The sequence below is a fragment of the Vreelandella halophytica genome (genome assembly GCF_968193635.1).
The window spans coordinates 3635854-3662468 of sequence record NZ_OZ309107.1 but is presented as its reverse complement, the minus strand read 5'-3'; the positions used below and the strand labels follow the sequence as shown (position 1 = coordinate 3662468).

The 26615-nt window shown below is 62.2% G+C and carries 27 protein-coding genes; 18 read left to right on the top strand and 9 right to left on the bottom strand.

What is annotated here, in order from left to right:
• Positions 1-15 precede the first annotated feature (15 nt).
• A complete protein-coding gene (locus ACWHXT_RS16965) occupies positions 16-855 on the top strand; it encodes an FKBP-type peptidyl-prolyl cis-trans isomerase N-terminal domain-containing protein (RefSeq protein WP_447956694.1) in 840 nt (279 codons plus the stop codon).
• A complete protein-coding gene (locus tag ACWHXT_RS16960) occupies positions 856-1905 on the top strand; it encodes a poly(3-hydroxybutyrate) depolymerase (protein ID WP_447956693.1) in 1050 nt (349 codons plus the stop codon).
• An 18-nt stretch (positions 1906-1923) separates the two neighbouring features.
• Here the strand turns inward: ACWHXT_RS16960 and ACWHXT_RS16955 are convergent, their stop codons facing one another.
• Together ACWHXT_RS16955 and ACWHXT_RS16950 are read right to left on the bottom strand one after the other, a co-directional pair.
• On the bottom strand, positions 1924-2535 hold the full coding sequence (locus tag ACWHXT_RS16955) for an SCO family protein (RefSeq protein ID WP_447956692.1): 612 nt from the start codon (positions 2533-2535) through the stop codon (positions 1924-1926).
• Between the two features lie 3 nt (positions 2536-2538).
• Positions 2539-3039: a hypothetical protein gene (locus tag ACWHXT_RS16950; protein WP_447956691.1), complete on the bottom strand. Its 501-nt coding sequence runs from the start codon at positions 3037-3039 to the stop codon at positions 2539-2541.
• Between the two features lie 116 nt (positions 3040-3155).
• Between ACWHXT_RS16950 and ACWHXT_RS16945 the strand changes: the two genes are divergently transcribed.
• Both ACWHXT_RS16945 and ACWHXT_RS16940 read left to right on the top strand, forming a co-directional pair.
• The gene (locus ACWHXT_RS16945) at positions 3156-4073 is read left to right on the top strand and encodes an AEC family transporter (protein WP_447956690.1); all 918 of its coding nucleotides are present in this window, start codon (positions 3156-3158) and stop codon (positions 4071-4073) included.
• 306 nt (positions 4074-4379) lie between these two features.
• Entirely contained in the window at positions 4380-4517 is a 138-nt protein-coding gene (locus ACWHXT_RS16940; RefSeq protein ID WP_447956689.1) for a DUF2256 domain-containing protein, read from the top strand.
• 472 nt (positions 4518-4989) lie between these two features.
• Here ACWHXT_RS16940 and trmB read toward each other — a convergent pair whose 3' ends face one another.
• From trmB to thiS, 3 genes are read right to left on the bottom strand one after another with little or no spacing between them, the layout of a single operon-like run.
• Positions 4990-5739 (bottom strand): tRNA (guanosine(46)-N7)-methyltransferase TrmB, encoded by a 750-nt coding sequence (trmB, locus tag ACWHXT_RS16935; protein WP_447956688.1) that lies wholly within the window; start codon positions 5737-5739, stop codon positions 4990-4992.
• Positions 5740-5774: 35 nt separating this feature from the next.
• Complete coding sequence (locus ACWHXT_RS16930; protein WP_447927368.1) at positions 5775-6569, bottom strand: thiazole synthase; 795 nt, start codon at positions 6567-6569, stop codon at positions 5775-5777.
• A 31-nt stretch (positions 6570-6600) separates the two neighbouring features.
• Positions 6601-6822, bottom strand: a complete 222-nt coding sequence (gene thiS, locus ACWHXT_RS16925) for a sulfur carrier protein ThiS (RefSeq protein ID WP_447927367.1) — start codon at positions 6820-6822, stop codon at positions 6601-6603.
• A 123-nt stretch (positions 6823-6945) separates the two neighbouring features.
• Between thiS and ACWHXT_RS16920 the strand changes: the two genes are divergently transcribed.
• Both ACWHXT_RS16920 and ACWHXT_RS16915 read left to right on the top strand, forming a co-directional pair.
• A complete protein-coding gene (locus ACWHXT_RS16920; RefSeq protein ID WP_447956687.1) occupies positions 6946-7326 on the top strand; it encodes a DUF423 domain-containing protein in 381 nt (126 codons plus the stop codon).
• A gap of 61 nt (positions 7327-7387) precedes the next feature.
• Positions 7388-8524: a Gfo/Idh/MocA family protein gene (locus ACWHXT_RS16915; RefSeq protein WP_447956686.1), complete on the top strand. Its 1137-nt coding sequence runs from the start codon at positions 7388-7390 to the stop codon at positions 8522-8524.
• Here ACWHXT_RS16915 and ACWHXT_RS16910 read toward each other — a convergent pair.
• The gene (locus tag ACWHXT_RS16910; RefSeq protein ID WP_447956685.1) at positions 8521-9135 is read right to left on the bottom strand and encodes a nucleotidyltransferase family protein; all 615 of its coding nucleotides are present in this window, start codon (positions 9133-9135) and stop codon (positions 8521-8523) included. The two genes, ACWHXT_RS16915 and ACWHXT_RS16910, sit on opposite strands and share 4 nt — an antisense overlap.
• On the bottom strand, positions 9125-10099 hold the full coding sequence (locus ACWHXT_RS16905) for an XdhC family protein (RefSeq protein WP_447956684.1): 975 nt from the start codon (positions 10097-10099) through the stop codon (positions 9125-9127). The genes ACWHXT_RS16910 and ACWHXT_RS16905 overlap by 11 nt, the downstream gene beginning before the upstream one ends.
• Before the next feature lie 192 nt (positions 10100-10291).
• On the opposite strand from ACWHXT_RS16905, the gene ACWHXT_RS16900 reads away from it, so the two are divergent.
• From ACWHXT_RS16900 to fucP, 4 genes are all read left to right on the top strand, one after another.
• Entirely contained in the window at positions 10292-10849 is a 558-nt protein-coding gene (locus ACWHXT_RS16900; protein WP_447956683.1) for a 2Fe-2S iron-sulfur cluster-binding protein, read from the top strand.
• Positions 10846-11796: an FAD binding domain-containing protein gene (locus tag ACWHXT_RS16895; protein WP_447956682.1), complete on the top strand. Its 951-nt coding sequence runs from the start codon at positions 10846-10848 to the stop codon at positions 11794-11796. Before ACWHXT_RS16900 ends, ACWHXT_RS16895 begins: the two co-directional genes overlap by 4 nt.
• Before the next feature lie 3 nt (positions 11797-11799).
• Positions 11800-13983, top strand: coding sequence for an aldehyde oxidoreductase molybdenum-binding subunit PaoC (gene paoC / locus ACWHXT_RS16890; protein ID WP_447956681.1), 2184 nt, complete (start codon positions 11800-11802; stop codon positions 13981-13983).
• A 524-nt stretch (positions 13984-14507) separates the two neighbouring features.
• Entirely contained in the window at positions 14508-15857 is a 1350-nt protein-coding gene (gene fucP / locus ACWHXT_RS16885) for an L-fucose:H+ symporter permease (RefSeq protein WP_447956680.1), read from the top strand.
• Positions 15858-15873: 16 nt separating this feature from the next.
• Here fucP and ACWHXT_RS16880 read toward each other — a convergent pair whose 3' ends face one another.
• Positions 15874-16587: a FadR/GntR family transcriptional regulator gene (locus ACWHXT_RS16880; protein WP_447956679.1), complete on the bottom strand. Its 714-nt coding sequence runs from the start codon at positions 16585-16587 to the stop codon at positions 15874-15876.
• Positions 16588-16685: 98 nt separating this feature from the next.
• Between ACWHXT_RS16880 and ACWHXT_RS16875 the strand changes: the two genes are divergently transcribed.
• The 6 genes from ACWHXT_RS16875 to ACWHXT_RS16850 are packed head-to-tail and all read left to right on the top strand — an operon-like array spanning position 16686 to position 21826.
• Entirely contained in the window at positions 16686-18008 is a 1323-nt protein-coding gene (locus ACWHXT_RS16875; protein WP_447956678.1) for an enolase C-terminal domain-like protein, read from the top strand.
• A gap of 14 nt (positions 18009-18022) precedes the next feature.
• Complete coding sequence (locus ACWHXT_RS16870) at positions 18023-18439, top strand: RbsD/FucU domain-containing protein (RefSeq protein ID WP_447956677.1); 417 nt, start codon at positions 18023-18025, stop codon at positions 18437-18439.
• Positions 18439-19233: an amidohydrolase family protein gene (locus ACWHXT_RS16865; RefSeq protein ID WP_447956676.1), complete on the top strand. Its 795-nt coding sequence runs from the start codon at positions 18439-18441 to the stop codon at positions 19231-19233. The genes ACWHXT_RS16870 and ACWHXT_RS16865 overlap by 1 nt, the downstream gene beginning before the upstream one ends.
• Positions 19230-20228: an aldo/keto reductase gene (locus tag ACWHXT_RS16860; RefSeq protein ID WP_447956675.1), complete on the top strand. Its 999-nt coding sequence runs from the start codon at positions 19230-19232 to the stop codon at positions 20226-20228. The genes ACWHXT_RS16865 and ACWHXT_RS16860 overlap by 4 nt, the downstream gene beginning before the upstream one ends.
• A complete protein-coding gene (locus ACWHXT_RS16855) occupies positions 20225-21076 on the top strand; it encodes a fumarylacetoacetate hydrolase family protein (RefSeq protein ID WP_447956674.1) in 852 nt (283 codons plus the stop codon). Before ACWHXT_RS16860 ends, ACWHXT_RS16855 begins: the two co-directional genes overlap by 4 nt.
• Positions 21077-21079: 3 nt before the next feature.
• Positions 21080-21826: an SDR family NAD(P)-dependent oxidoreductase gene (locus ACWHXT_RS16850; RefSeq protein WP_447956673.1), complete on the top strand. Its 747-nt coding sequence runs from the start codon at positions 21080-21082 to the stop codon at positions 21824-21826.
• 88 nt (positions 21827-21914) lie between these two features.
• Here the strand turns inward: ACWHXT_RS16850 and ACWHXT_RS16845 are convergent, their stop codons facing one another.
• Entirely contained in the window at positions 21915-24104 is a 2190-nt protein-coding gene (locus tag ACWHXT_RS16845; protein ID WP_447956672.1) for a malate synthase G, read from the bottom strand.
• A gap of 193 nt (positions 24105-24297) precedes the next feature.
• Between ACWHXT_RS16845 and ACWHXT_RS16840 the strand changes: the two genes are divergently transcribed.
• Positions 24298-25338: an alpha/beta hydrolase gene (locus tag ACWHXT_RS16840; RefSeq protein WP_447956671.1), complete on the top strand. Its 1041-nt coding sequence runs from the start codon at positions 24298-24300 to the stop codon at positions 25336-25338.
• 59 nt (positions 25339-25397) lie between these two features.
• Positions 25398-26555: an MFS transporter gene (locus tag ACWHXT_RS16835; RefSeq protein WP_447956670.1), complete on the top strand. Its 1158-nt coding sequence runs from the start codon at positions 25398-25400 to the stop codon at positions 26553-26555.
• The last annotated feature ends 60 nt before the right edge of the window (positions 26556-26615 follow it).

The window sequence follows — 26615 nt, the reverse complement described above, 5'->3', positions numbered from 1 at the left end:
AATGAAAGGTTTTCAATGAAAGGATTACTGTCTTCTATCGCTTTGGCTGGTTGGCTGCTGACGGCGCCCTATGCGGCGGCGGCGCCGGACACTGACGAACAGCGCTTCGCCTATAGCTTTGGTACGACGATCGCCGAGGATATGCAGGAAAACCTCGAAATCGAAAACCTCGATTTACAGGCACTCGGCGACGGCATGCGTGATGTGTTTGATCACAACGAGCTGGTGTATGGTTGGCCGGTGATCAATACGGCGGTCCAGCAAGGACCGGGTGGCGCCCTCGACGGCCATCATCTTGGCTACAGCTACGGTGCTACCATGGCGCAAAACTTCATGCGTAATACCGAAGGCCTCGCTGAGCCACTCGACGTCGACATCGATGCGTTCATCGACGGCATGCGTGACGTGTTTGCCGGTAACGCGCTGGCGCTAAGCCGCGACGAGATCAGTGCGACAAGAGAGGCGTTCGAAGCACGCCGCGCTCAAACGGCCAACGAGAAAGAGCGGCTCTTGAATGCCGATAGCGAGGCCTTTCTGGCGCGCAATGCCCAGCGTGACGGCGTGATCGAAACCGACGCCGGGTTTCAGTTCGAAAAGCTCGAGTCCGGCAGCGGCGCCTCGCCCGGCCTGGACGATAGCGTCGAGATCAGCATCCAACGTATGAACCAGGACGGCACCGAGTCGGGTGACCCGGCCTCGACGAGTACCTACGCGATCAGCGAAGCGCAAAGAGGGTTTAAACAGCTGCTGCCGCTCATGCGCGTGGGCGATGTCTGGATGCTCTACACGCCCGCAGAGCTTGACCATGGCAATGGGCTGCAGCTGCAGCGTATCGAGCTATTGAGCATCGAATAAATGAAAAACCCCTGCGTTTTTACCTTTTGGTTGGCGGGCGCGCTTTTGTCGATGGCGGGCGCGAATAGCGACGCTGTCGCCGAGAATGGCACACCCGGGGCGCTACCCCCGTTAGGCACCGCCCACGGCCAGGCAAGTACGGTGGGGGTGTCGTCCGGCGGCTATATGGCCAGCCAGCTCGCGGCGGCGTGGCCGGAGCGCTTTAAAGGGCTTGGCGTCGTGGCCGCTGGGCCCTGGGGGTGTGCGCAAGGGACATTGAGCCTGGCGCTTCGCCAATGTATGCAAGTGAGCCGGGGGCTACCTTCGCTCGAGGCCTTGGACGAGCGCCTCGCGCGCTACCGCGAGCAGTCGCTGGTGGGCAGCCGGGAAGCGCTTGGCGCGCTTCGCGTATTCATTGCCCACGGCGACGACGACGAGGTGGTGGCACCGGAGTTGGGTGCGCTGCTGGCCCGCCAATGGCGTGGCTGGAGCGCAGAGGACCAGGTGCGTTTCACACCCGGAAGCCAGGGCCACGGCTGGCCGGTGCGCTTGCCCGCGCAGGCAAGCGTTGGCCCCCACGCGCTGGGGGGCTGTCGTCAGGGCGGGGGCAGCTTCGTGCTCGCCTGCGACGACGACCTGGCCGCGGATATGCTCGAGTGGCTCTACCCTGAGCGCGCCGGGGCAGCGTCCGATGGCGCGCTAATCGCCTTTGATCAAAGCGATTTCGCCGCGAAAGGCCTGGCCGACACCGGCTATCTTTTCCTGCCCGAGGCGTGTGAAGAGGGCGGGTGCCCGGTGACCGTGGCGCTTCACGGCTGCCAGATGAGCGTCGAGGACATTGGTGACGTGTTCATCCGCCATAGCGGCCTGAATGATTGGGCGGCCGCGCACGGCCAGGTCGTGCTCTACCCCCAGGCCGAAAGCAGCCTGGCCAACCCCCAGGGGTGTTGGGACTGGTGGGGCTTTGCCGAAAGTACCTGGCAGCTCAACCCGCAGCACGATACCCGCGAAGGCGTGCAGGTACAGGCGTTGATGAATATGCTGGATAGACTCGAAGCGCCCCTGGATTGAGCGCCTTCGCGGCGCTCGTTAGCTTTTTTGGCGGCGAAGCTCCCGGTCCAGGGCGGACACCAGCGCGCCGGGCGTGGGCGAGTGAAGCACCTGCTCGAGAACGTCTCCTTCCCGATTGACCAGAAAAAGCCCGGCGGTGTGATCCAGGGTGTAAGCCATGGAGGAGTCCGGCGTGTCGACGCGCTGCCACACCACGCCGTAGCGCTCGGCCACGTCCGCAAGCTCTTTGGGCGACCCCACCAGGCCAATGAACTCCTCACCGAACGCTTCCATGTATTCGCGCATGCGCGCCAGGGTATCGCGCTCGAGATCGACGGTCACCATTACCGGCACCACGCGTTCGCGGGTCTCTTCGTCGAGCTGAGCCAGCGCCTGGCGTTTGACCGCCAGGGTGATCGGACACACATCGGGGCAAAACGTGTAACCAAAAGAGACCACGGCCACCTGGTCCTCTTCCAGCTGGGTCAGCGCGAAAGCGCCGTCGGTCGAGGCCATGGCGATCGGCCCGCCGCGCAGGCCCTGCTCATCGTCGCTCGAGCCCATGATGAAAAGCGCCAGCGCGGCGAGCGCGGCCACCCCCAAAAGCGCCGCTGAAATGACCGCAGGGCGCTTTTTTAAACGTGTTTGCATTGACTAACTCCTGGTGACGTCGAAATCGAACCAACTGCCGATTTTCCCTTCCGGGGTGGTTAGTATGACACGTGCGCGCCAAGGCATGACGGCCTGGGTGCACATACCCACCTGGCCCTGGCCGTTGAAGTGGCCCGGGGCGGTGGCCATCAGGTTAAAGCGATGAAGCCCCATGTCCATGTCACGGCCGTTGAACACGACGCTTACCTGGCTTGCCTCGATCCCTTCGATCTTGACCTCTAGCGGCAAGACACTCAGGGCGTCGATCGAGCCGTCCACGTCCACGGCGAAGCTGAGCTGGCCATCACCCAGGGGGGCGGTGCAGGCACTGTCGTGGAGTTGGCAGCCCGGGTTCGGGGCGAACCAGGTGATATCGTCGCCGCCGCGCAGCCAGCTGTTCAGGCCATACACCAGGCAAGCCATCAACGCCACGGCGGTCACCAGCATCAGCACATTGAGGACAGGAAATCCGCTAACGTATCCCGAAGAGGTTGGTTTGTTCATGGGAAAAGCGTCACGATACGGCCATAGGCTAGAAAAGATACTGCATGGTAGCAGCAAACGTGCCCCAGGCCAGTGGCCAGGATGTCGCACGTGGGCGGGGTCAATCAGGAGTAGCGATGAACAGTATTACCGGGGCGCTGGGGCCACTTTTTTTGCTGATTCTGCTCGGCGTGGCCCTTGGCTACAAGCGCTGGCCGAGCAGCGAGTTCTGGGCGCAGATGGAAAAACTCATCTACTTTCTACTGTTTCCCGCCATGCTGGTGGCAACGCTTGCCACCGCGGATGTAAGCCAGGTGCCGGTGGCAAGGCTTGCGGGCGTGCTGCTCGGCGCAATTATCCTTCTTACACTGCTGCTCTGGGGGCTACGCGGGTGGCTTTTGCTCCCCGCCCCGGCGTTTACCTCGGTCTTCCAGGGGGCGATTCGCTTCAATACCTACGTGGGGGTGGCCGGTGCCGGGGCGCTGCACGGAAGTGCAGGGGTAACCACCGCGGCGGTGGCGGTCGCGGTGATGGTGCCGGTGGTCAATGTTCTCTGCGTGGCGAGTTTCATCAAGGCGGGGACGCTTGGCCCAGCGAGCCTTCGCGCCAGCGCCCTGGCGCTGATCAAGAACCCGCTGATTTTGGCGTGCCTCGCGGGTATTTTTCTGAACCTGACCGGGATCGGCTTGCCGGGCTGGAGCGAAAACGCCGCGAAACTGCTGGGCCGCGCGGCGCTACCGCTGGGGCTGGTCGCCGTTGGCGTGGCGCTGCGCCCGGCGGCGCTTTTACGTATAGACCGGGGAACACTCACCACCAACGTGACCAAGCTTTTGGTGATGCCCGTCGTCGTACTGCTGCTGGCCTGGGCTCTAGGCCTCGATGCGCTGAGCCGCGACGTGGCGCTTTTGTTCGCGGCACTCCCCACGGCCACCTCGGCCTATATCCTTGCCCGCCAGCTCGGCGGCGACTCTGAGCTCATGGCGGCGATCATCACCGGGCAGACGCTTTTGGCCATGCTCACGCTGCCGTTATGGCTTCAATTAGCCAGCGGGTAAAAATAAATAAAAAGTATTCGCATTTGTGTTGACGCAGTAAATGAGAATGATTATATTGTCCTTGCTGGCGTTTGATGAGACGTCAGGGCCAAGGCAGCAGACTTTTTCTGTCATGGTTTCTCCCTCTCATTGCTAGTCACGGTCTTTTGCCACTCCTCTGGAGTGGCTTTCTTTTTTTGGGCCCTTCGAATCGTTATCTCAGGCACGCCGTGGCCTCAACCCCCTGCCGATGATGCAAGCTGCGCGCGCTAAAGTGTCTAGACCGAGGCGCTCACTCATTGTCCTTCATTCCAGGCTCTCGCGATCATGGCCCACCAGAAACCCCACCTGCCGACCAAAATCTGCCCCGTCTGTCAGCGACCCTTCACTTGGCGCAAGAAGTGGGCGCGGGATTGGGACAACGTCGTTTACTGCTCGCAGCGGTGTCGGCGTTCGGGCGTTTGATATCGGATGGCCATAAAAAAAGCCGCCAACGCTGGCTAATGCCGATCAGTTAAGCTTGGCTAGCCCCTGTGGGACGGAGATTTAGCTCGCGACGGGTGGCTTGGCCAGGGCGCCTGACGGCGCCATTCGCCGAATGGTCGGACTACCGCTGAAGTGGGCTCCACAACAACGAAATCTTGCATCCATCCCTTGTAGGAGCAGGCTTCAGCCAGCGATGCAGCGCAACGCGCTGCTGGGGTTGGTGATGATGGCAACCAAAAGTGCCGTCGCCACCGAAGGGCGGCTATCGCCGCCATCGCCCAATGGAATTGGGCTCCTACAATGGAGTCGTGCCTCATCCCTCGTAAGAGCAGGCTTTAGCCAGCGACGCAGCGCAACGCGCTGCTACAATAGATTTACCGCTCGTTGTGGGTAGGCAAAAGCCTTAATTGATCGGCATTAGCCAACGCTGGCGGCTTTTAATCATCGCGGGTTAACGCGCCTTCCGGTAAATCAGATCCCACACGCCGTGGCCGAGCTTCTCGCCGCGGGCCTCGAACTTGGTGAGCGGGCGAAAGCCGGGGCGGGGCACGAAGGGCGCGGTGTCACTTTCAGCGGTGTTGGCGTAGCCGGGCGCGGCTTCCATGACCTCGGCCATCCACTCGGCGTAGGCTTCCCAGTCCGTCGCCATATGAAAAAAGCCGTCCGGCTCCAGGCGGGTGCGAATCAGTGCCACAAACGCGGGCTGGACTATGCGCCGCTTGTGATGCTTTTTCTTCGGCCAGGGGTCGGGGAAGAACAGCTGCACGGTGTTGATCGAGGCTTCCGGCAGGCACTCTTCCAGCACCTTCAAGGCGTCTTCACGGTAGACCCGTAAATTGGTGAGACCCAGCTTGTCCGCCTCGTCGAGCAGCTTGCCCACGCCCGGGGCGTGTACTTCGATACCGATGAAGTCGGTTTCGGGATGGGTTTTGGCCTGCTCGATGAGCGAGTTACCCATGCCAAAGCCGATCTCGACCACCCGCGGCGCTTTGCGGCCGAACAGCGCATCGAGATCCTGTAGGCCGTCGGCGAGGGTGAGGCCCAAGCGGGGCCAGACGTCGTCGAGCCCGCGGGTTTGCGCCGGGGTCATGCGCCCGGCGCGAATGACGTAGCTTTTAATGCCGCGGCGGTGAAGCGGAGCGTCCTGGCTTTCGGGGCCGGTAGCGCCATTTTCAGGCGAAGGTGCGTTGTCGTCGTTCATGGTGTCTCGGCAGGGTCTCTCTAAGGGGCGTTGAATCAGCCGTTGATGCGGCCGGCAAACGGGGTCGACGGGTCGGCGCTTTGGCGCCGCGGCATGCGCCCGGATAAAAACGCATCGCGCCCGGCCTGAACGGCGAGCTTCATGGCGTTGGCCATACGCAGCGGGTCTTTTGCGTGGGCGATGGCGGAGTTGAGCAGCACGCCGTCGCAGCCAAGCTCCATGGCCTGAGCGGCTTCCGAGGCAGTGCCGATTCCGGCGTCGACCAGTACGGGCACGCTTGCCTGTTCGATGATCAGGCGAATGTTGTAGGGGTTTTGAATGCCGTGGCCGGAGCCGATCAGCGAGCCCAGCGGCATGATCGCGCAGCAGCCAAGCGCTTCGAGCTCGCGGGCCACGATCGGGTCGTCGCTGGTGTAGACCATGACGTCGAAGCCATCGTCGATCAGCGTTTTGGCCGCGCTGAGTGTTTCCACCACGTTGGGGTAGAGCGTGGTCTCGTCGCCCAACACCTCGAGCTTGACCAGGTTGTGGCCGTCCAGCAATTCGCGGGCCAGCCGGCAGGTGCGCACCGCATCCTTGGCGGTGTAGCAGCCGGCGGTGTTGGGCAGCAGGGTGTAACGGCTGGGCGGGATCACGTCCAAAAGGTTCGGCGCGTCGGCGTCCTGGCCCAGGTTGGTGCGGCGCACGGCGAAGGTGACGATCTCGGCGCCGCTTTGGGCCACGGCTTCGCCGGTCTCGGTCATGTCCTTGTACTTGCCGGTGCCCACCAAAAGGCGCGAGCCGAAGGTGCGACCGGCAACGGAAAACGGCGTATCGTGTAGTGCTGTCATAAAAAAATCCTCGAGCGCGAGCAAGGCCTGGCTAGCCGCCGCCGATGGCGTGAACCACTTCGATCTGGTCGCCTTCTTGCAGCGCGGTGGCGCCAAGCTGGCTTTTGGGAACGATCTGTTCGTTGATCTCGACGGCGATGCGCCGCTCGGTCAAGCCGAGCTGGGCGACGAGGTCCGCCGCCGTCAGCCCTTGATTAATGGCGTAAGGTTCGCCGTTGAGCCTAAGCTCTATGGAGGCATTAGGGGTAGACATGGGTGATGAGTATCCCTTGAATGAGGCAAACGATCCCTATTGTAGCGGTTTAGAGGCGCTCAAGGTATGTCACCCAGGATATGAAAGCGCTAAAGAATTCGACAACCTTTCAAGGAGCGTACTGTGCAGCAAGCCGATAAAGGATGGTGGTGTTGGGTCGCGGTTTCCGGTGCGCTTATGGTCGCGCTCGGTGCCTACGCCGCCCATGGGCTGGCCGAGCGGGTGAGCAGTGACATGGTCGCCGCCGTGGAAACCGGCGTGCGCTACCAGGCCTGGCATACGCTGGCCATGCTGGCGGTGCTCGTATGGCGCGCCCAACGCGCCCGCGCCGGGCAGCGGCTGGTGCTATCGCTTTGGCTTTTGGGCACGCTCTGCTTTTCCGGCTCGCTTTACGCCATGGCACTGGGCGGGATGAACCTGGGGCTGGTCACGCCCATAGGCGGGCTCGCGCTGATCGGCGGGTGGTTGTCACTTCTTTTGGTGGTGCTGATCGCACGCCCTTAAGGGCAGCGCCGCCGGTCGCAGGAAGATGAAGTAAAACGCAGTTTTTGACGAGGAGAGACCCATGAGCGAGCAAGCACCCCGCCGTTTGCGGGCGGCCATGCTGGGCGGCGGCCAGGGCGCGTTCATCGGCGCGGTGCACCGCCTGGCGCTGCGCCTGGATAACCACTTCGAGCTACTTGCCGGGGTGTTCTCCTCGAACCCCGAGCGCAACCGGGCAAGTGCCCAGACGCTCTATATCGAGCCGGCGCGCTGTTACACAGACGTCGACGCGCTGATCGAGACCGAGGCGAGGCGAGACGATGGCATCGAGGTGCTGATTATCGTCACGCCCAACCACCTGCACTTCGACGCCGCGCTCAAGGGCCTTGAGGCGGGGCTTCACGTGGTGTGCGAAAAGCCCATGACGCTGACTTCAGCTCAAGCCGGGCGCCTCGAAACGGCGGCGGTGCAAAGCGCGGGGCACTTTTTGCTCGCCCACACCTACGCGGGTTACCCGATGATTCAGCACGCCCGTGAAATGGTCGCCACGGGGGCGCTTGGCAAGTTACGCCACGTTCAGGTGGAGTACGTGCAGGAGTGGCTGAGCGAGGCGCAAGGCGAGGATAACCGCCAGGCGGCCTGGCGAATGGACCCGGACAAGGCGGGGGCAGCGGGGTGTCTGGGCGATATCGGCGTGCACGCCTTTCAACTGGCGCAGTTCGTCAGCGGTCAGAAGATAACGGATGTGAGCGCCTCCTTGACCACCGCGGTCGAAGGGCGGCTACTGGACGACAGCGTTCAGGCGTTGTTGCGCTTCGAGCCCGGTACCAGCGGCATGCTCTGGGCCAGCCAGTGCGCCCCAGGCTTTGAAAACGAGCTGAGCATTCGCCTGGTCGGCGATAAGGCGAGCCTGCAGTGGGCCCAGGAGAGCCCCAACGAGCTGTGGCTCAAGCCGCTCAACGCCCCCAGCCAGCGTTTGACCCGCCGGGAGGACGCCGTCAGCCAAACGGTAGGGCGCAGTATTCGCCTTCCCGGCGGCCACCCGGAAGGCTATATCGAGAGTTTCGCCAATCTCTATCAGGGGTTTGCCGATGGCGTGACGGCGAAGACGCCGCCCGCCTGGCTACCCGGCATCGAGGATGGCGTGGACGGCATGCGCTTTATCGACGCGGTGCTCGCCTCCAGTCGACAAAACGGTGTTTGGACCCGGCTCGGCTAAGAGCCCCCGGTGTTCGGGGTGCTGTGTGACGGGCCGGCCAGGTCCGCCGGCCGGTCGATATCCATCGCCACGCCCGGGTCATCGACTGGCAGCACCCGATGGTGCGCCGCGTGGGCCTTCAATACCCGCCTGGCGCCTTCGCCGCCTTTGATGCTGGAAAGTGCTTCCCAGAAGGCACGACCGAATATCACCGGGTGGCCCTGCCTGTCCTCGACGCTGGGCGAGACGATGATGTCGGGCCCACTCATTGCCATGAGCGCGGTAAGGGTTCCGCTTTGGATATAGGGCATATCGCCCAGCAGTACGGCGGCGGCCTGAATGTCTGACAGGGACGGGTCCTCCAGGATCGCGCTGAACGCCTCGCCGATACTCGCCCCCAACCCGTGGCCGGCGCTTTGCACGCGGATCAGCGAGCACTCCTCGAGGCCCTTGGGCGTATCCTCTTCGCGCACCACCACCCGCAGGCTCGTAAACGCTCGCCGGGCGTTGGCAACGCTTGTGATCAACAAGGAGCGACCATCGCTCAGCGCCGCTTGGCGTTTATCCGCCGCGCCGAACCGGCTCGAGTAGCCCGCCGCCATTACCAACGCCATCACCGTATCAGAGCTCATCGAGACTTTTCCCGTGCTGTACGCGCACGATATCCGCCATCACCGCCAGGGCGATTTCGGCGGGGGTTTTGCTGCCAAGCGCCAGGCCAATGGGCATGTGGATGCGCGAAAGCTCGGCTTCATTCAAGCCGCCGGAGCGTTGCAGGCGCTCGAAGCGCGCCTGGGAGGTGCGTTTTGATCCCATCACGCCGATGTAGAACGCCTGGGTGCGCACCGCCTCCATCATCGCCAGATCGTCGATGCGTGGGTCGTGGGTCAGTGCCACCACGGCGGTGGCAGCGTGACAGCTGCCCTGGGCGATATACATTGATGGCAGCACGTTCTCAACCCGAGCGCCGGGCACCTCGAAACTCGCGCAGGCGCGCTCGTCCGGATCGCACACGATGACCTCGAACCCCAGAGTGAGCGCAAAGGCGGCGCAGGGCGCGGTGATCGGCGAAATGCCGGCGATGACCAGCCGGTGCGCCGGCGAGACGCGCAGGTGGATAACCTCGTTGTGGCTTTCCACCCGCGGCCCGGTCGGCGGGGCAGGTCGCAGCGTGCGCGCCCCGCTTGCGGTATTCACTTCGCGCATCAGGGGCGCGCGGCCTTCGAGCGCCGTGAGCAGCGCGCTCAAGTGCTCGCGGGTTTGTGGGGCGGGCAAAAGCCGCTCGACCAGCACATCGAGTACGCCGCCGCAGGGCAGTGTTACGTTCGGCGCGTCGGTATCGGCGGTGTCGCCATAGCGGGTAGTGGTGACGGCCTGGTCGAAGGCGCCCCGGGTGAGCCGCTTTAGAAAATCCTCCTCCACGCAGCCGCCGGAAAGCGAGCCGATGTGCTCGCCGCGGGCATTCGCCACAAGCCAGGCGCCCGGCGCCCGGGGCGAGGAGCCGAAGGTGTCCAGTACGGTGCAGAGCCAAATCGTTTGGCCCTCGTCACTCCAGTCCCGCGCTCGTTCGATGACCTTGAGGTCGAGGTGTTGCATCGAGAAAACCATTCCTTGTTGGGCGGACCTTTTAAAACGGCCCGCGTTCATCTGCCTGCTTAGCGTAGACCACTGGCGCGCTTTAATTTGGGTTATTGGATGCGTTGAGGCGCTGGCTTTAATAGCGACTATGCTTAATGCGTCATGACCGTGACCAGGCTATAGCGACGAAAAAATCAAAGGCAATTCAAAATGACCTCAACGACGACGTTCGAGAAGCATCCTGACGGCGCTCAAACGCGCTCAGCAGTTGCCCTTTCCATCAACGGCCAGCGCTACGAGCTGGAACTTGATAACCGCACCACGCTGCTGGACGCCCTGCGCGAACATCTAAAATTCACCGGCTCCAAAAAAGGCTGCGATCTTGGCCAGTGCGGGGCGTGTACGGTGAACATCAACGGCGAGCGGGTGAACGCGTGTTTGACCCTTGCCGTCATGCATCAAGGCGATGAGATCACGACCATCGAAGGCGTGGGGGATGTCGAGCACATGGACCCCATGCAGCAGGCCTTCGTCGACAACGACGCCTTTCAGTGCGGCTACTGCACCCCGGGCCAGATCTGCTCGGCGAAAGCGACCCTCGAAGAGATCCGTGCCGGTATCCCGAGCCACGTAACGAAAGAGCTCGAGGGCCCCATCGAGATCAGCGATGAGGAGATTCGCGAGCGCATGTCCGGCAATCTTTGCCGCTGCGGCGCCTACGCCAACATTCTCAAAGCCATTCACCAGGTAGCCGAGGAGCGCTCATGAAATCCTTCTCCTTCGAGCGCATCGACGACGCCGCCCAAGCGGCGGCACGCGCCTTTGAAGTGCCGGGCAGCAAATTCATTGCCGGCGGCACCAACCTTTTGGATCTCATGAAACACGAGATCGAAGTCCCGCCGCATCTAATCGATATTACCGGTACCGGCCTTGACGCCATTACCGCGACCGACGAAGGCGGGCTGCGCATTGGCGCTATGGTGAGCAATACCGCGCTGGGCGCCGACGAGCGTATCAAGCGCGACTACCCGGTGCTGAGCCGGGCGCTTTTTTCCGCCGCGTCGAGTCAGCTTCGCAACAAGGCGTCCACCGGCGGCAATCTGCTGCAGCGCACCCGCTGCCCCTACTTTTACGATACGGCGATGCCCTGCAACAAGCGCGAGCCGGGTGCTGGGTGCGCGGCGCTGGATGAAGGCGCCGATACCCGCCAGCTCGGCGTGATCGGCACCTCGGATCACTGCATTGCCACCCACCCCTCGGACATGGCCGTCGCGCTTCGCGTGCTGGACGCCGAGGTGGAAACCACCACGGCCCAGGGGCAAACGCGCAGACTCACCCTCGATGAGTTTTACAAGCTGCCCGGCGACACCCCCGAGGTGGAAAACGCGCTGGAGCCGGGTGAAATCATCACCGGCGTGGTGCTGCCCGCCCCGGTCGGCGGACGCCAGCGTTACTACAAGGTGCGTGATCGCGCCTCGTACGCCTTTGCCCTGGTGTCGGTGGCGCTGATCGAAACCGACGATGGCCAGGGCCGCGTGGCACTCGGCGGTGTGGCGCCCAAGCCCTGGCGGCGCGAGGACGCCGACGCTGAGCTTGGTAACGGTGCCCAGGCGGTGATGGCAAAGCTGCTGGACGGCGCCCGCCCCACCGAGGAAAACGCCTACAAGCTGACGCTTGCCGAACGTACGCTTGCTGCCCTGCTGGCCAAGGAGTGATGTATGGATTTTAATCAGTCAACCGACGACAACCTGTTCGATCGCGCGCGCATCATCGGCAAGCCCCACACGCGCATCGACGGCGCGCTCAAAGTGACCGGCACCGCCCCTTACGCCTACGAGCGTCACGATGTGGCGGCGAACCCGCTGGTCGGCTACCCCCTGGGGGCGAGCATCGCCAAGGGCCGGATCACCCGCATGGACGCCTCGGCGGCGCGCAATGCCGAGGGTGTGGCGGCGGTGATCACCGCGCTGGACATCGATGAGCTGCCCCGGCCCTCCACGAACGTGGCCAAGCTGTTCGGTGGCGACATCGTCGAGCACTACCATCAGGCCATCGCGGTGGTGGTGGCCGATACCCTGGAGCAGGCGCGAGCGGCCACGTCGCTCATCGAGGTGGAGTACGAGCAAACGCCGGGGGAGTATGACCTGGACGATGCCTGGAAGCGCCTTCAGGACAGCGATGTGGTCGCGCACGTGGGCGATGTAGACGCGGCGTTCGAGCGCGCCGACGTGACCATGGACGAGACCTATCACACCGCCTCGCAAAGCCACGCCATGATGGAGCCCCACGCGACCATCGCGGACTGGTGCGATGGCAAGAAAATGACGCTCTGGACCTCGAACCAGATGATCGAGTGGACCCACCAGGCGCTGGCGACCACCTTCGAGCTCGACCCGGACGACATCCGTTTGGAAAGCCCCTACATTGGCGGCGGCTTCGGCGGTAAGCTGTTTCTTCGGGCCGATGCCGTGCTCGCCGCGCTGGGTTCTCGAGAGACCGGCCGCCCGGTGAAGGTGGCGCTGCCGCGTTCGTTCATCTTCAACAACGCCACCCACCGCTCCGGTACCGTGCAGCGGCTGCGCATCGCGGCCAACAAGGATGGGCACATTACCGCCTTCGATCATGCGGCCATTTCGCATACCCTGCCCGGCGGCAGCGGCGAAGACGCGGTGAACCAGACACGCTGCTTCTACGCCGGCGAAAACCGCCGCACCGCCCATCACGCCATCGACATGAACCTGCCGGAATCCGCCGACATGCGCGCCCCCGGTGAGGCGACGGGCTTGGCCGTGCTGGAAATCGCCATGGACGAAATGGCCGAAAAGCTCCAGATGGACCCGGTGGAATTCAGGATTCTCAACGACACCCAGGTCAATCCGGAAACGCCCGAGAAACGCTATAGCGATCGCCATTTCGTGGAGTGTTTGCGCAAGGGCGCCGAGGCGTTCGGCTGGGCTTCGCGCAACACCACCCCCGGCGGGCAGCGTGAAGGGCAGTGGTTGATCGGCCAGGGCGTGGCGGGTGCCTACCGCGGTGCCCCCACCCTGGATTCCGGTGCGCGGATACGCCTTAGCGAAGGCCGTTTGATCGTCGAAACCGATATGACCGATATCGGCACCGGCTCCTACACCATCATCGCCCAGACCGCTGCGGAAACCATGGGGCTGGAAATGGACGATGTGGAAGTGCGTCTGGGCAATAGCGCCTACCCCACGGCCTCGGGCTCCGGTGGCCAAATGGGCGCGGCCAGTGCCACCGCCGGGGTTTACGCGGCGTGTCTGGCGCTACAAGGCGAGATCAACAAGCGCCTGGGTATCGAGTCGGCGCGCTTCGAGAACGGCCAAGTGATCACCGATGATAAAAGCGTCGCCTTGCGCGATGTGGCCCAGGGCGAAGAGATCGTCGGCGAAGACACGCTGCACTTTGGCGACTTCAAGGATGACCTGGAGATCGGCACCTTCGCGGCGCATTTCGTCGAAGTGGCGGTACACGCCTACACCGGTGAAACGCGCCTTCGTCGCATGCTCTCGGTGTGCGATGCCGGGCGTATTCTCAACCCGATTACCGCGCGCAGCCAGGTACTGGGCGGCATGACCATGTCGATCGGCGCGGCGCTGACCGAAAGCCTGACCGTGGATACCGCGCGGGGCTTTTTCGCCAATCACGACTTCGCCGGCTACGAGATAGCGGTTCACGCTGACATTCCCGACCAGGACGTGATCTTTCTGGACACCCAGGACAGCGCCTCCACCCCCTTGAAAGCCAAAGGGGTCGGGGAGCTGGGCATTTGCGGCGGCGCCGCGGCGGTGGCCAACGCCATGTACAACGCCACGGGCATTCGCCTTCGCGACTACCCGCTGACCCTTGATCGTATGCTCGATAAATTGCCGGCTGTCTCTTAAGCCACTTTAAGCGCCAGCGTAGCGGGCGGTGACGTGCGCCACCGGGCGCGCGTAGCCGCTTGCTCAAAAGCTGTAACTCGATCCACGCCCACGCCAGGCTTGTTCAGCCGGGCGTGGGCGATTGCGTTTAGCCCGCTAAACGGCGATTTAGACCGCTGGGCCCCCGCCAACCATACCGGACCGGCCTAAAACGGCCACGTAATCCTTCTCATCGGTAAAGCCCAACGGGTCTCCCCCTCGTGCAAGTGCTCCAGGTCTTTCTCCTGACGCTTTTAAGCCGTTTGATGACCGGTAGCCGTTTTCCAGAAGGTGCCACCAAGCGGCTGCCTTTTTCTCCATCCCGATAAATGCTCGCCAAGACAGCTCTCTGTAGAGGTGGCTGGATAGAGCTGGCTGGCCGATGTCTTGTCGAATTAGACGAATGGCGTACCTCGCCGGACTTGCCATCTCGAGGGGGCTTAGCTAGTTTACGTTTAAAGATAAATTCATCATACGAATTTAAAAAATACAATAAGGAGCTACGTATGCAACCTCATGCCAACAGGGCCGCGGCGTCAGAACGACCAAGCGAGAAAAAAGAGTCGTTTCTTCATCACGGTATGCGCTTGCCTTTCCTGCTGATCGTCGCCTGCTTTGCGGCGTGGGGGTTGGCGGGAAATTTGACCGATCCGCTGGTATCGGTCTTTGGTTCGGTGTTCTCGATGAGCGCCTTCCAGTCTTCGTTGGTGCAATTCGCCTACTACGGGGCGTATTTCGCGCTTGCGATCCCGGCGGCCTGGCTCAACTCCCAGCTTGGTTACAAGGGAGGCGTGCTCATAGGGCTTTTGCTTGCCGCGACCGGTGGGTTTCTGTTTTTCCCCGCATCGATCGTCATGACGTATTCCGTATTTCTGCTGGCGCTATTTACCCTGGCGGCAGGGCTTTCGATCCTGGAGACGTCGGCCAACCCTTATGTCATGGCGATGGGGCCTCGCGGGAATGCCACGCGCCGTTTGAACTTCGCCCAGGCTTTTAACCCCATCGGCTCTAACCTGGGCGTTTTGCTGGCCGCCATTTTCATCTTGCCCCACGTCAATCCGGCTACCGCTGTCGATCGCGCGGCGCTTTCACAGCAAGAGCTCGAGAGCATGCAGTCCGCCGAGCTACAGGCGGTCATGGGGCCCTATATCACGCTGGCGCTGCTTTACGTGGCGATCGCGGTTGCGATCGCGATGGTGCGCGTACCGAAGCGCGAGGGGCTGATGGCTGATAAAACCGACAAGGTGGCGATGTTGCCCGGCACGCGACTGGGCCGCCTGATGGCAAATCGGCGCTACTCGTTTGGCGTCATCGCTCAGTTTTTCAACGTCGCCGCGCAAACCTGTATTTGGACGTTCACGATCCACTACGTGACGGGGAATCTGGGGGTGAGTAACACGGTCGCCGGTTACTGGCTCCAGGCCTCACTGCTGGTTTTTCTGTTTTCCCGTTTTCTCATGGTGGGGCTGATGGGGCGTATCGATCCCCGCAAGTTGATGACATTCATGTGTGTGCTTGGCGTGGCGCTTTCGACATTCGCCGTCATCAATAGCGGCATTGCCGGTGCCGTGGCGCTCGTATTGCTAAGCGGCTGTATTTCGCTGCTGTTTCCCACGATTTATGGCATTGCTCTGACCGGGCTTGGCCAGGATACCAAATACGGTGCCGCAGGCCTGGTCATGGCGATCGTCGGCGGTGCGCTCATTCCGCCGTTACAGGGCTGGATCATCGATATGACGTCGGCAAGGGTGAGTTATCTGGTGGTTACCGGCTGTTTCCTGGTGGTTGCCGCCTACGGTGTTTATACGTTGCGCAACCCCGTTGCCGTTTCGACCAGTGATGAGGACCTGGCTTGAGCGAGGGCGCCAAACGCTAGTCTTCCAGGTTGATGGCTACCTGGGCCAGATGCGTACGCATCGCCGCATGGGCGGAAAGCGGGTCACCAGCGGCAATCGCATTCAGTATGGCCAAGTGCTCGTGGTGCGTGGTGTCGAGACGGCCGGCTCGGTAGATGGACTGCCAGGTTCTCATTCGAAGCGTCGGGCGGGAGAGTGCTTCGAGTAAGGCGATAAGGATCGGGTTTCGAGAGATTTTGGCCACCGTAAGGTGAAATTCCAAATCGATGGTCATGGCGGCTTCGTGATCCTTGGCCTTGATGGCGGGTTCTGCGGCTTCAATGAGGCGTCGGAGTGCTTCGATGTCTTCCGGGGTCCGGCGCGAAGCGGCGGTCGCAGCGGATTCGATCTCGAGCGCCTGGCGCACGGCATGCAGGTCGTGCGAGGACTTGTCGCCCTGGATGCTTGCCCAAAACTCCAGCGGCTTCAACAGCAAATGGGGGTCAAGCGTCGTGACGGTAGTGCCCGACCCTTGCCGTGTCTCGAGAATGCCCATGGCGGCGAGTGCCCTTACGCCTTCTCGAAGCGAGCTTCGTGACACATTGAAACGCTCGGCCAGTATGGGCTCCACGGGAAGCCGATCCCCGGGTTTTATTTCCCTGGCGGTGATCATGTCCTGGATGCCCTGAACGACCACTTCGTTTTGTGAGGGACGGCGTGCAGCCTCGCCTGCTGGGTTATCTCTGCTCATAAACGGATCCGAGTGCCGGCGGTAAGTTGGAAAAGGTTTGGAGTGACTCCAGGCGTTAGGCTAGAGTCAAATACATCATATGAATTGGAGTTTTCTCTATGGCGACCGTGACCTCGATTGACCTCGTCGACCTTCGTTTTCCCACCTCGGATAGTAGCGACGGATCCGATGCCGTCAACAAGGATGCCGACTATTCCGCTGCTTATCTCACGCTGGTGACGAACGATGCCGCACTTTATGGGTGTGGGTTCACTTTTACCATAGGCCGCGGGAACGATATCTGTCTTCGCGCCATCGAGGCATTAGCTAACCGCTTCATTGGCCGTGATGCAAACGCGTTGTGCGATAGCCCAGGCCACGTTTATCGCGAACTGGCTTCTGACTCCCAGCTTCGCTGGCTTGGGCCGGATAAAGGTGTCGTTCACCTGGCCCGCGCCGCCGTCATGAATGCGGTATGGGACATGGCGGCCCGCCGGGCAGGGCTTCCGCTTTGGCAATTCGTTTGCGAGATGGAGCCCGCCAGGCTCGTCGAAAGCCTCGACTTGAGCTATCTCTCCGAGGTGCTGACCGCCGATGAAGCCGTCGCCATGCTCGAGGAGCAAAGGCCTTATCAACAGGAGCGGATCGCCGAGCTAAAAGAGCAGGGTTTCCAGTGCTATACCACCTCGGCGGGTTGGTTGGGATATTCGGATGAAAAGCTCGAAAGGCTTTGTCGTGAAGCCGTTAGCGAAGGCTACCGGCACATCAAGCTCAAGGTGGGCGCCGAGCCCGCCGATGACGAGCGCCGACTGAGTATCGCGCGCAAAGCGATCGGCCCCGATGTATCGCTCATGATCGATGCCAATCAGATATGGGATGTTCCAAAAGCCATCCAGCGGGTAAGAGCGCTTGCCCACCACGATTTGCTTTGGATCGAAGAGCCGACCAGCCCGGATGACGTGTTGGGTCACCGCGCCATCGCAGACGGCGTTCGCCCGGAGGGGATCGGTGTTGCCACGGGCGAACACGGCATGAATCGCGTGCTTTTCAAGCAGCTGCTACAAGCCGAGGCGGTGGACTTCGTCCAGATCGACTCCTGCCGCCTCGCCAGTGTCAACGAAATCATCCCCGTGTTGTTGATGGCCAAAAAGTTTGCCAAGCCCGTTTGTCCGCATGCTGGCGGCGTAGGGCTTTGTGAGCTTGTCAGCCATCTGGTGATGATCGATCACATCGCGGTGTCGGGTCCGGTGGAAGGGCGGGTCGCCGAGTACGTCGATCATCTTCACGAGCACTTCGTCGACCCTTGCCATGTGAAAAATGGGGCCTACCTGCTACCCGATGCGCCCGGCTATTCGGCGGAAATCAAGGCGGCTTCCCTGGCAGACTGGGCCTGGCCGGAAGGTCGCGAGTGGGCGAAGCGGCAAGCGGAGTCTAAGCAATGATAAAGGGAGCCATTTTGCACCCGGAGTTGCTTTGCGCCCTTGCTAAAGCCGGGCATGGCGCAAAAGTGCTCATCGCCGATGCGCTCTATCCGCACTCGACCGGAGTGTCGCCGGAGGCCGTGAAAGTGCATCTGAACCTTTGCGAGGGAATGGTGCCGGCTGCGAAGGTGCTGGAAGCTATTGCGGCAACGATTCACATCGAGGCCGCCACCTACATGCAAACCGCCAGTGGAGATGCCTCCGAGGCGGTCAGGGAGTTTCAAGGGTTGCTCGAGGGGCACCTTCATGGCGGCGGCTCTGGCGTTGGCTGGTCGAGTTTGGAGCGGATGGACTTCTATGCGGCTTGCAGCGAGCCACCGGTCTGTCTGCTCGTCGCTACCGGTGAATCGCGGCCCTATTCGAATCTCTTGCTCACGGTGGGGGTGCCCTGATGATCGATACCCATCTTCACGTCTGGGATACATCGAGCGTCCCCATCTCATGGCTGTTTGATGCAGATCTGCCTGCTAAAGCCAGCGTTCCCGATGAGTTTAATGACCGCCGGTACGTGCTGGTCGAAGCCGATGCCGACGATCCGGGGCAGGAAGCCGACTGGCTAAGCGACGTCGCCGCCCGTGATACCCGCATTCATGGCGTAGTGGCAAGCGTGGTACTGGAGGCACCGGATGCGGCCGAGGAGCTGGCCAGGGTCGTGGCGCTGCCCGGCGTGGTGGGAGTACGACGGCTTTTACAGGATAGAGGCCTCTTCGACGACCCAGACCTGCTGGCGGGAATGAAGCTGCTCGCCGACCACCGTCTGCCTTTCGATGCGTGCGTCCGGGCAGCGGAGCTGCCGGCGCTTACCGATCTGCTCAAGCAGGTGCCCGAGCTTACGGTCGTGCTGGATCACATGGGCAAGCCTGACGTCGGTGATGAGCAGGCCATGAACGACTGGCGACGCGATATGGCGCACCTTGCCGCGTTACCCAACGTTCACTGCAAACTCTCGGGTTTGCCCGCCCAGTGCCGCGATTCGCTGGAATTGACCCAGGCCACGGCCAGCGTGGTGGGGGAGGCCACAAGGCTCTTTGGACCCCAGCGCTGCCTACTGGGCAGCGACCGCCCCGTAAGCCAGGACCCTGACGACTGGTGTTTACGCGTGCTCGAACGTCTACCCGCCGAGTGGCACTCGGTCATCGCAGAGAAAAACGCGCTGCATATTTATGCAAGGAGGCCAGCCCAATGACGACGCATACACTCACTGATCGCTTGCCGGAGAAACTTCGCGGCGCGTTTGGCCGGCTGGGCCTGGGGACGGCGCAGTTCGGGAATATGGGGAAGGAAGTCGATGAGGCAGATTGTCTGGGCGCTGTCGAAACGGCCTGGCAGAACGGGCTGCGATTCTTCGATACGGCACCTCACTATGGGCTAGGTCTTTCCGAAAAGCGACTAGGCAAAGCGCTGGATGGGCGGCCACGAGACGACTATGTGATCTCTACCAAAGTCGGCCGGTTGCTGGACAAGAACCCCACACCTCGAGGAACGGATCGCGATAACGGTTTTTGGGTACCCGATCATTTGACCCGGGTGCGCGACTACACCGCTCGGGGCGTAGAGCGCAGTCTCGAGGCCTCGCTTGGGCGTCTTGGGCTCGAGGCGGTCGACATTCTCTGGATTCATGACCCGGAGGAGCCGACGGACCGTTTCAGCGAGGCGCTTGGCGGCGCCGTGCCGATGCTGGAGCGGCTGCGTGATGAAGGCGTCATCAAGGCCTGGGGAGTCGGTTCAAAGGATGCCGCGATGCTGCGTCGTTTCGTCGACCACGCCAATCCCGATCTGATCATGCTGGCCGGCCGCTATACCCTGCTCGAACAAGAGCAGGCCGGGTTGATGACCGCTTGCCACGCGAAAGGCGTTGGGGTCGTTGCCGTCGGGGTCTTCAACTCGGGGCTGCTTGCGCGAGAAGAGCCGCCCGCTGATGCGTGGTACGAGTACGGGCCGGCACCTCAATGGGCACTGGATCGGGCCCACCGGCTCGCCAAATTGGCGCGTGATCATGGCGTGTCCCTTCCCGAGGCAGCGCTGCAATTCCCACGGCGGCACCCGGCCGTCGTCAATGTCATGGCGGGTATGCGTTCGGCCGCGCAAGTGCAGGGCAACCTTGCGCTAGCGTCGTCGTCGATACCCGAAGCTTTCTGGAACGATCTACAGGCGCAAGGCCTGCTACAGGAGGAAGTATGAAACTGTTACGCCGTGGTGAACCCGGTTACGAAGTACCGCTCGCCGAGATCGATGGCAAGCTCTACGATGCATCGCCGCTGGGTGACTTTGGGCCGTCTTTCTGGGCCAAGGGCGGTGTCGAAAAGCTTAAAAAGCTGGCGCAGGAAGGCCGTCTAACCCCCGTTACGCTCGATGAAAACGTTCGTTACGCCTCGCCCGTGGCCACCGCTTCGGCCGTCATCTGCATCGGTCAGAACTACGCCGCCCATGCTGCCGAGTCCGGTGCCGAGCCCCCCAAACAGCCTATCGTCTTTCTCAAGACCCCGAACACCATCGCCGGGCCCAACGATACCGTCACCATTGCACGCCATTCCGAGAAAACCGATTGGGAGGTCGAGCTGGGTATCGTTATCGGCAGCCAAGCGGCTTATTGCGACTCGGTGGAAGAAGCGGCGAGCCATATAGGCGGCTACGTACTGGCAAACGATCTGTCGGAAAGAGCGTTTCAGTTGGAGATATCCGGGGGCCAATGGAGTAAAGGGAAGTGCTGCCCGGGCTACATGCCTCTGGGGCCGTGGGTGATTACGCCCGACGCGTTTAACCCTAACGATGCCAGGCTTCGCTCGTGGGTCAATGGCGAGCCGCGTCAGGACTCTAGCACTTCCGACATGATCTTTAACTGTGCCGAGATCGTGCGCGATCTCTCCCAGTATATGCAACTGGAGCCCGGTGACGTGATATCCACAGGGACGCCCAAAGGGGTGGCGGTTTCGGGGCGCTTCTCCTATTTGAAGCCAGGCGATGTGGTCGAGGTCGAGATCGACGGATTGGGACGTCAACGCCAGGTCTACCGCGCCTGGGAGGAGTAGATCATGCAGGCACGCTTTGAAGGTCTGGTCGCGCTGGTGACCGGTGGCGCCTCGGGGATCGGCGCGGCAATCGCCAAACTTTTGGCGCAGGAAGGCGCCCAGGTCGCCGTTTTGGATGTCACGAATCCCGAAAACGATCACTTTTGGCATCCGTGCGATGTCGCTGACAGCGCCTCGGTAGAGGCGGCGGTTCAGGCCGTGGTAGCACATTTTGGACACCTGGATATCGTGGTGAATAACGCGGGTATCGGGGCGCAAGGGAGCATCGCGGATAATTCGGATGAAGAGTGGTCCAGGGCCTGGGATATCAATGTGACGGGCATGGCGCGCGTGACTCGCGCGGCGTTGCCGTATCTGAAAAAATCGAGTGCGGCATCAATCACCAACATGGCCTCGATCGCTTCCACGGCTGGGCTTCAGCAGCGCACGCTTTACTCTGCGACCAAAGGCGCGGTGCTCTCGTTGACACGGGCCATGGCTGCCGATCATGTACGGGAGGGTATTCGCGTTAACTGCGTGGCACCCGGTACCGTCGATACGCCTTGGGTAGCGCGGCTACTGCAGCAGGCCGATGACCCGGCCGCCGAGCGGCGGGCGTTGGAAGCACGTCAGCCCCATGGCCGGCTGGTCAGCGCCGAGGAAGTGGCACGCGCGGTCGTGTATCTGGCCGACCCTGGCAATCGCTCGTCGATCGGGGTCTGTCTGCCCGTCGATGGGGGCATGGAGGCTCTGAGGCTGAGGCCCAGGTAGCGCCCCAAAATGGTGTCATCAGAAAAACGGCCCTCAAGGAAAACCTTGAGGGCCGTTGGCAATGAGTGCACCCGGTAGTGGCGTGGTATTACTTCGCCTTGTGCGCTTTTTTCTTATGCACCTGGCGCCACTCGTGGAGTAGCGGTTCGGTGTAGCCCGAGGGCTGTTCGCGGCCTTTAAAGATCAGGTCAGACGCGGCCTTGAAGGCGGTGGAGCCATCAAAGTCAGCGCTCATGGCGGTGTAGGTAGAGTCGCCAGCGTTCTGCTCATCCACTACCTTGGCCATGCGCTTGAGCGTTTCTTCCACGCGTGGTGCATCGACAATGCCGTGGTGCAGCCAGTTGGCGATATGCTGGCTGGAAATCCGCAGCGTTGCGCGGTCTTCCATCAGGCCAACATCGTGAATGTCCGGTACTTTCGAGCAGCCCACTCCGTGCTCTACCCAACGTACCACGTAGCCCAAAATGCCCTGGCAGTTGTTATCCAGCTCCTGCTGAATCTCGTCATCCGACCAGTTGGTGTTCTCGGCGACCGGCACGGTGAGTAGCTCGTCGAGCAGGTCCGTTTCGCCCTGGCTTTCAAGCTCACGCTGAACGTCGGCGACCTTCACCTGATGGTAATGCAGCGCGTGGAGCACCGCCGCGGTGGGCGAGGGCACCCAGGCGGTGTTGGCGCCGGCTTTCGGGTGGCCGATTTTTTGCTCGAGCATGTTATGCATCAGATCCGGCATGGCCCACATGCCCTTGCCGATCTGGGCGCGGCCACGCAGGCCGCAGGCCAGGCCCACCTGTACGTTGTTCTTTTCGTAAGCGGTGATCCAGGCGGCGGACTTCATGTCGCCCTTGCGCACCATCGGGCCCGCTTCCATGGCGCTGTGCATCTCGTCGCCGGTGCGGTCCAAAAAGCCGGTGTTGATGAACACCACTCTTGATGTCGCCTCGGCAATACACGCCTTGAGGTTCACCGTGGTGCGGCGTTCTTCGTCCATGATGCCCATTTTCAGGGTGTCGCGGCTCATGCCGAGGATATCTTCCACACGGCTGAAGAGTTCGTTGGCAAAGGCCACTTCTTTGGGGCCGTGCATTTTCGGTTTGACGATGTAGACCGAGCCTGCGCGGGAGTTGCGCGGTTGGTCGGCGTCTTTTTTCAAATCATTCAGTGCGAGCAGCGAGGTCATGACGGCGTCGAGAATGCCTTCGGGCAGCTCGTTGCCGTCTTCATCCAGAATGGCCGGCGTGGTCATCAAGTGGCCCACGTTGCGCACGAACATCAGCGAGCGGCCGGGAAGTGTGACGCTTCCGCCCTCGGTGGTTTGCCAGGTGCGGTCGGCGTTGAGCGTGCGCGTGGTCGTCTTGCCGCCTTTTTCGATCTTCTCTTCCAGATCGCCGCGCATCAGGCCCAGCCAGTTGCTGTAAATGCCGACTTTATCCTCGGCGTCGACCGCGGCCACGGAGTCTTCGCAGTCCATGATGGTGGTCAGCGCGGCTTCGACCACGACATCCTTCACCCCCGCCGGGTCGGTCTTGCCGATCGAATCCGTCGCGTCGATCTGAATCTCGAGGTGCAGGTCGTTGTTGGAGAGCAGCACCGCGCTTGGCGCGCTTTCGTCGCCGTTAAAGCCGATCAGCTTGCCGGCATCTTTCAGGCCGGTTTCGCGCCCGCCCTCCAGGGTTACCACCAGGTGGCCGTCGCGCAAGCTATACTTGACCGCATCCCGGTGGGAACCGGTGGCCAGGGGGGCTGCGCGGTCCAGCACGCCGCGGGCGTAGGCGATGACCTTTTCACCGCGCTTGGGGTTGAAGCTTGTGCCCTTCTCGGCGCCGTCCTCTTCGGAGATCGCATCGGTGCCGTAAAGCGCGTCATAGAGGCTGCCCCAGCGGGCGTTGGCGGCGTTCAGCGAGTAACGGGCGTTGCTGACCGGCACGACCAGCTGCGGGCCTGCCTGAATGGCGACTTCACGATCGACGTTGGCCGTTGTAACGTTAACGTTGGCCGGGGCGTCCACCAGGTAATTCTGCTTTTTAAGGAAGCTTTTATAGACGGCCATGTCGTTGATCGCGCCGGGATGCTCCTTGTGCCAAGCGTCGAGCGCTTGTTGCAGCGTTTCGCGCTCTTCCAGCAGGCGCTGGTTTTTCGGGGTAAGATCGAAGAACAAGGCATCGACGCCGGACCAGAAGGCGTTTTCGTCGATACCGGTGCCCGGCAGGGCGTGTTCGCTGATAAAACGGTCCAGGCTGGCGGCCACCTGTAGACGGTGGCGCGTGATACGCTCGCTCATGGGTCTCTCCTGTGAAGGTGCCCGTGGGGATGAAGGGGCCACGGCCCGTATCAATGAGTATTTATGGAAAATACTTCCATAAACGCTGGGGCGTGTAAATAGCGTAGTCGTTAAAGCGCCGCTGTGCTCGACTAAATGATAATAACGCGCGCGATGGCCAGGCGGGCTACATGGCCATTCAGGGAGACAGGTAATGCACGAGTTCGATCATTTATCAGAGGTGTTCCGCCAGGCAAGCGATGCCCCGGCGCTGCACTACCTGGCGCCGGGGACGGCGCTGACGCAGGCGGTGAAAAGCTACTTTCAGCACTACCAGCTCGACACCCTTTTCGAGAGTACGCCCTCGGTCTATGCCGGGTTTATCGACACCGGGCAGTTCAACTTGTGGTGTCAGGTCTGGAGCCCTATTGCGCCCAAGGGCACCATCTTCGTGGTGCACGGCTATTTCGACCACCTGGGGCTTTATCGCCACCTGCTAAAAAGCCTGCTGGACAAGGGCTGGCTGGTGGTGCTGTGGGATTTGCCCGGCCACGGGCTTTCCAGCGGCCCCCGCGCGGAAATCAACGAGTTCAGCGACTATCAGCACTGCTTTACCCACCTAAAAGAGACGCTGCAGGCGGCGAGCTTGGCGCCCACGCCTTGGGTCGGCATTGGCCAAAGTACCGGCGGGTCCATTCTGATCACCGACGCCCTGGAAAAACGCGAAGCGGCCCGCTGGGCGGGTATCGTCCTGCTGGCACCGTTGGTGCGCCCCTGGCGCTGGAGCCAGGCCAGCTGGGTGCATCTAATCGCCAGCCCCTTTGTAAAAGAGCTGCCCCGCAAGTACCGCCCCAACTCCACCGACGAAACCTTCACCGCGTTTCTGCGCGACCAGGACCCGCTGCAGCCCGAGCGGCTTAGCGTTGCCTGGATTTCGGCCATGCGCCGCTGGATTCCCAGGCTGCTGGCGTTCGAGCCGCTGGCGCTGCCCACGCTGATTTTACAAGGCGAGCAGGACATGACCGTGGACTGGGAGCGCAACCTCGAAATTTTGGCCGACAAACTGCCCGAGGCGACGGTGTATCGCCACCCCGAGGCGCGCCACCACCTGGTGAACGAAGCCGCGACCATCCGCCAAGCGCTTTTTGCCGAGCTCGAGGATTTTATCGACCGGGTGGATACCGAGTTTCCCGCCGAGCCCGAGCGCAGGGCCCGCGGCAAGAAGGCGGCCTCTTCCAAAGCGCTGACGCCCTAAAGCCCATGGCACGACGCGCTTTTTCTTCGCCGGGCCTTTTGGCCAAAAGGCCGGTGGCCGTGATTGCCATCGCTCAGTTGCTGGGCACCTCCCTGTGGTTTAGTGCCAATAGCGCTTTTGATGAGCTGATGCGCGTCTGGAGCGTGAGCGCCACGGATATCGGCTGGCTGACCGGCGCGGTGCAGGGCGGTTTCATTCTGGGCACGCTTTTGCTGGCGCTTACGGGGCTGGCGGACCGCTTTCGAGCCAGCCACCTGTTCGTTGGCTGCGCGCTGGCCGGGGCGCTATTTAACGCGCTGTTTGCCTGGGGTGCGCAGGGGCTTGGGGACGCGCTTTTCTGGCGCTTTCTGGTGGGGCTGAGCCTGGCAGGGATCTACCCGGTGGGCATGAAACTAGTGGTGAGCTGGGCGCCAGAGCGCACCGGCCAGGCGCTTGCCCAACTGGTCGCTATGCTGACGCTGGGCACCGCCTTGCCCCACGGCCTCAAACAGCTGGGGGCCGAGATTGCCTGGCAGGTGGTGATCAGCGCGTCTTCGCTGCTGGCGCTTTTGGGGGCGGCGTTGATTTTTTGGCTGGGCGATGGGCCCCACCTGCCCGCGCGACCCAAGCCCGGGGCCAGGCGTATTCGTGTGATCGAGGCGTTCAAGGTCCCCCGCTTTCGCGCGGCGGCCTGGGGCTATTTTGGTCATATGTGGGAGCTCTATGCTTTCTGGACCCTGGTGCCGCTGCTGGTGGCAAGCTCGGTGCTGCCTGGCGCCTACCCGGGCCTTGGTATTTCGGGCTTGGCCTTCGGTGTGATCGGCATCGGGGCGCTGGGGTGTCTGCTGGGCGGGGCGCTTTCGCGAAGATTTGGCAGCGCGCCGGTGGCATTGGCGGCGCTGGCGCTGTCGTGTCTCTGCGCGGTGCTGTTCGCGCTATTCTGGCGTCAGCTCCCCCCGGTGGCGCTTTTGGCGCTGCTGCTGGTGTGGGGCGCGGCGGTCGTGGCGGACTCGCCGCAGTTCTCGGCGCTTTCCGCCAGGGCCTGCCCGCCGGCCATCGTCGGCGCGGCGCTGGCCATTTTGAACGCCATCGGCTTTGCCATCACCGTGGTGTCGATTACCGCCATCACCGCCCTATTCGAGCGCACCGGCCTGGACGCGGCCTGGCTTTTAGTGCCAGGGCCCATAGCCGGGCTTCTGGGGTTCGCTCTGACATTGCGCCGCCACCGCGCGCGCTAAGCTTGCTCCCCCGGGCTGGCGCGCCTTGACCCATGGGTGGCCCATAGGTTCTACGCTTAT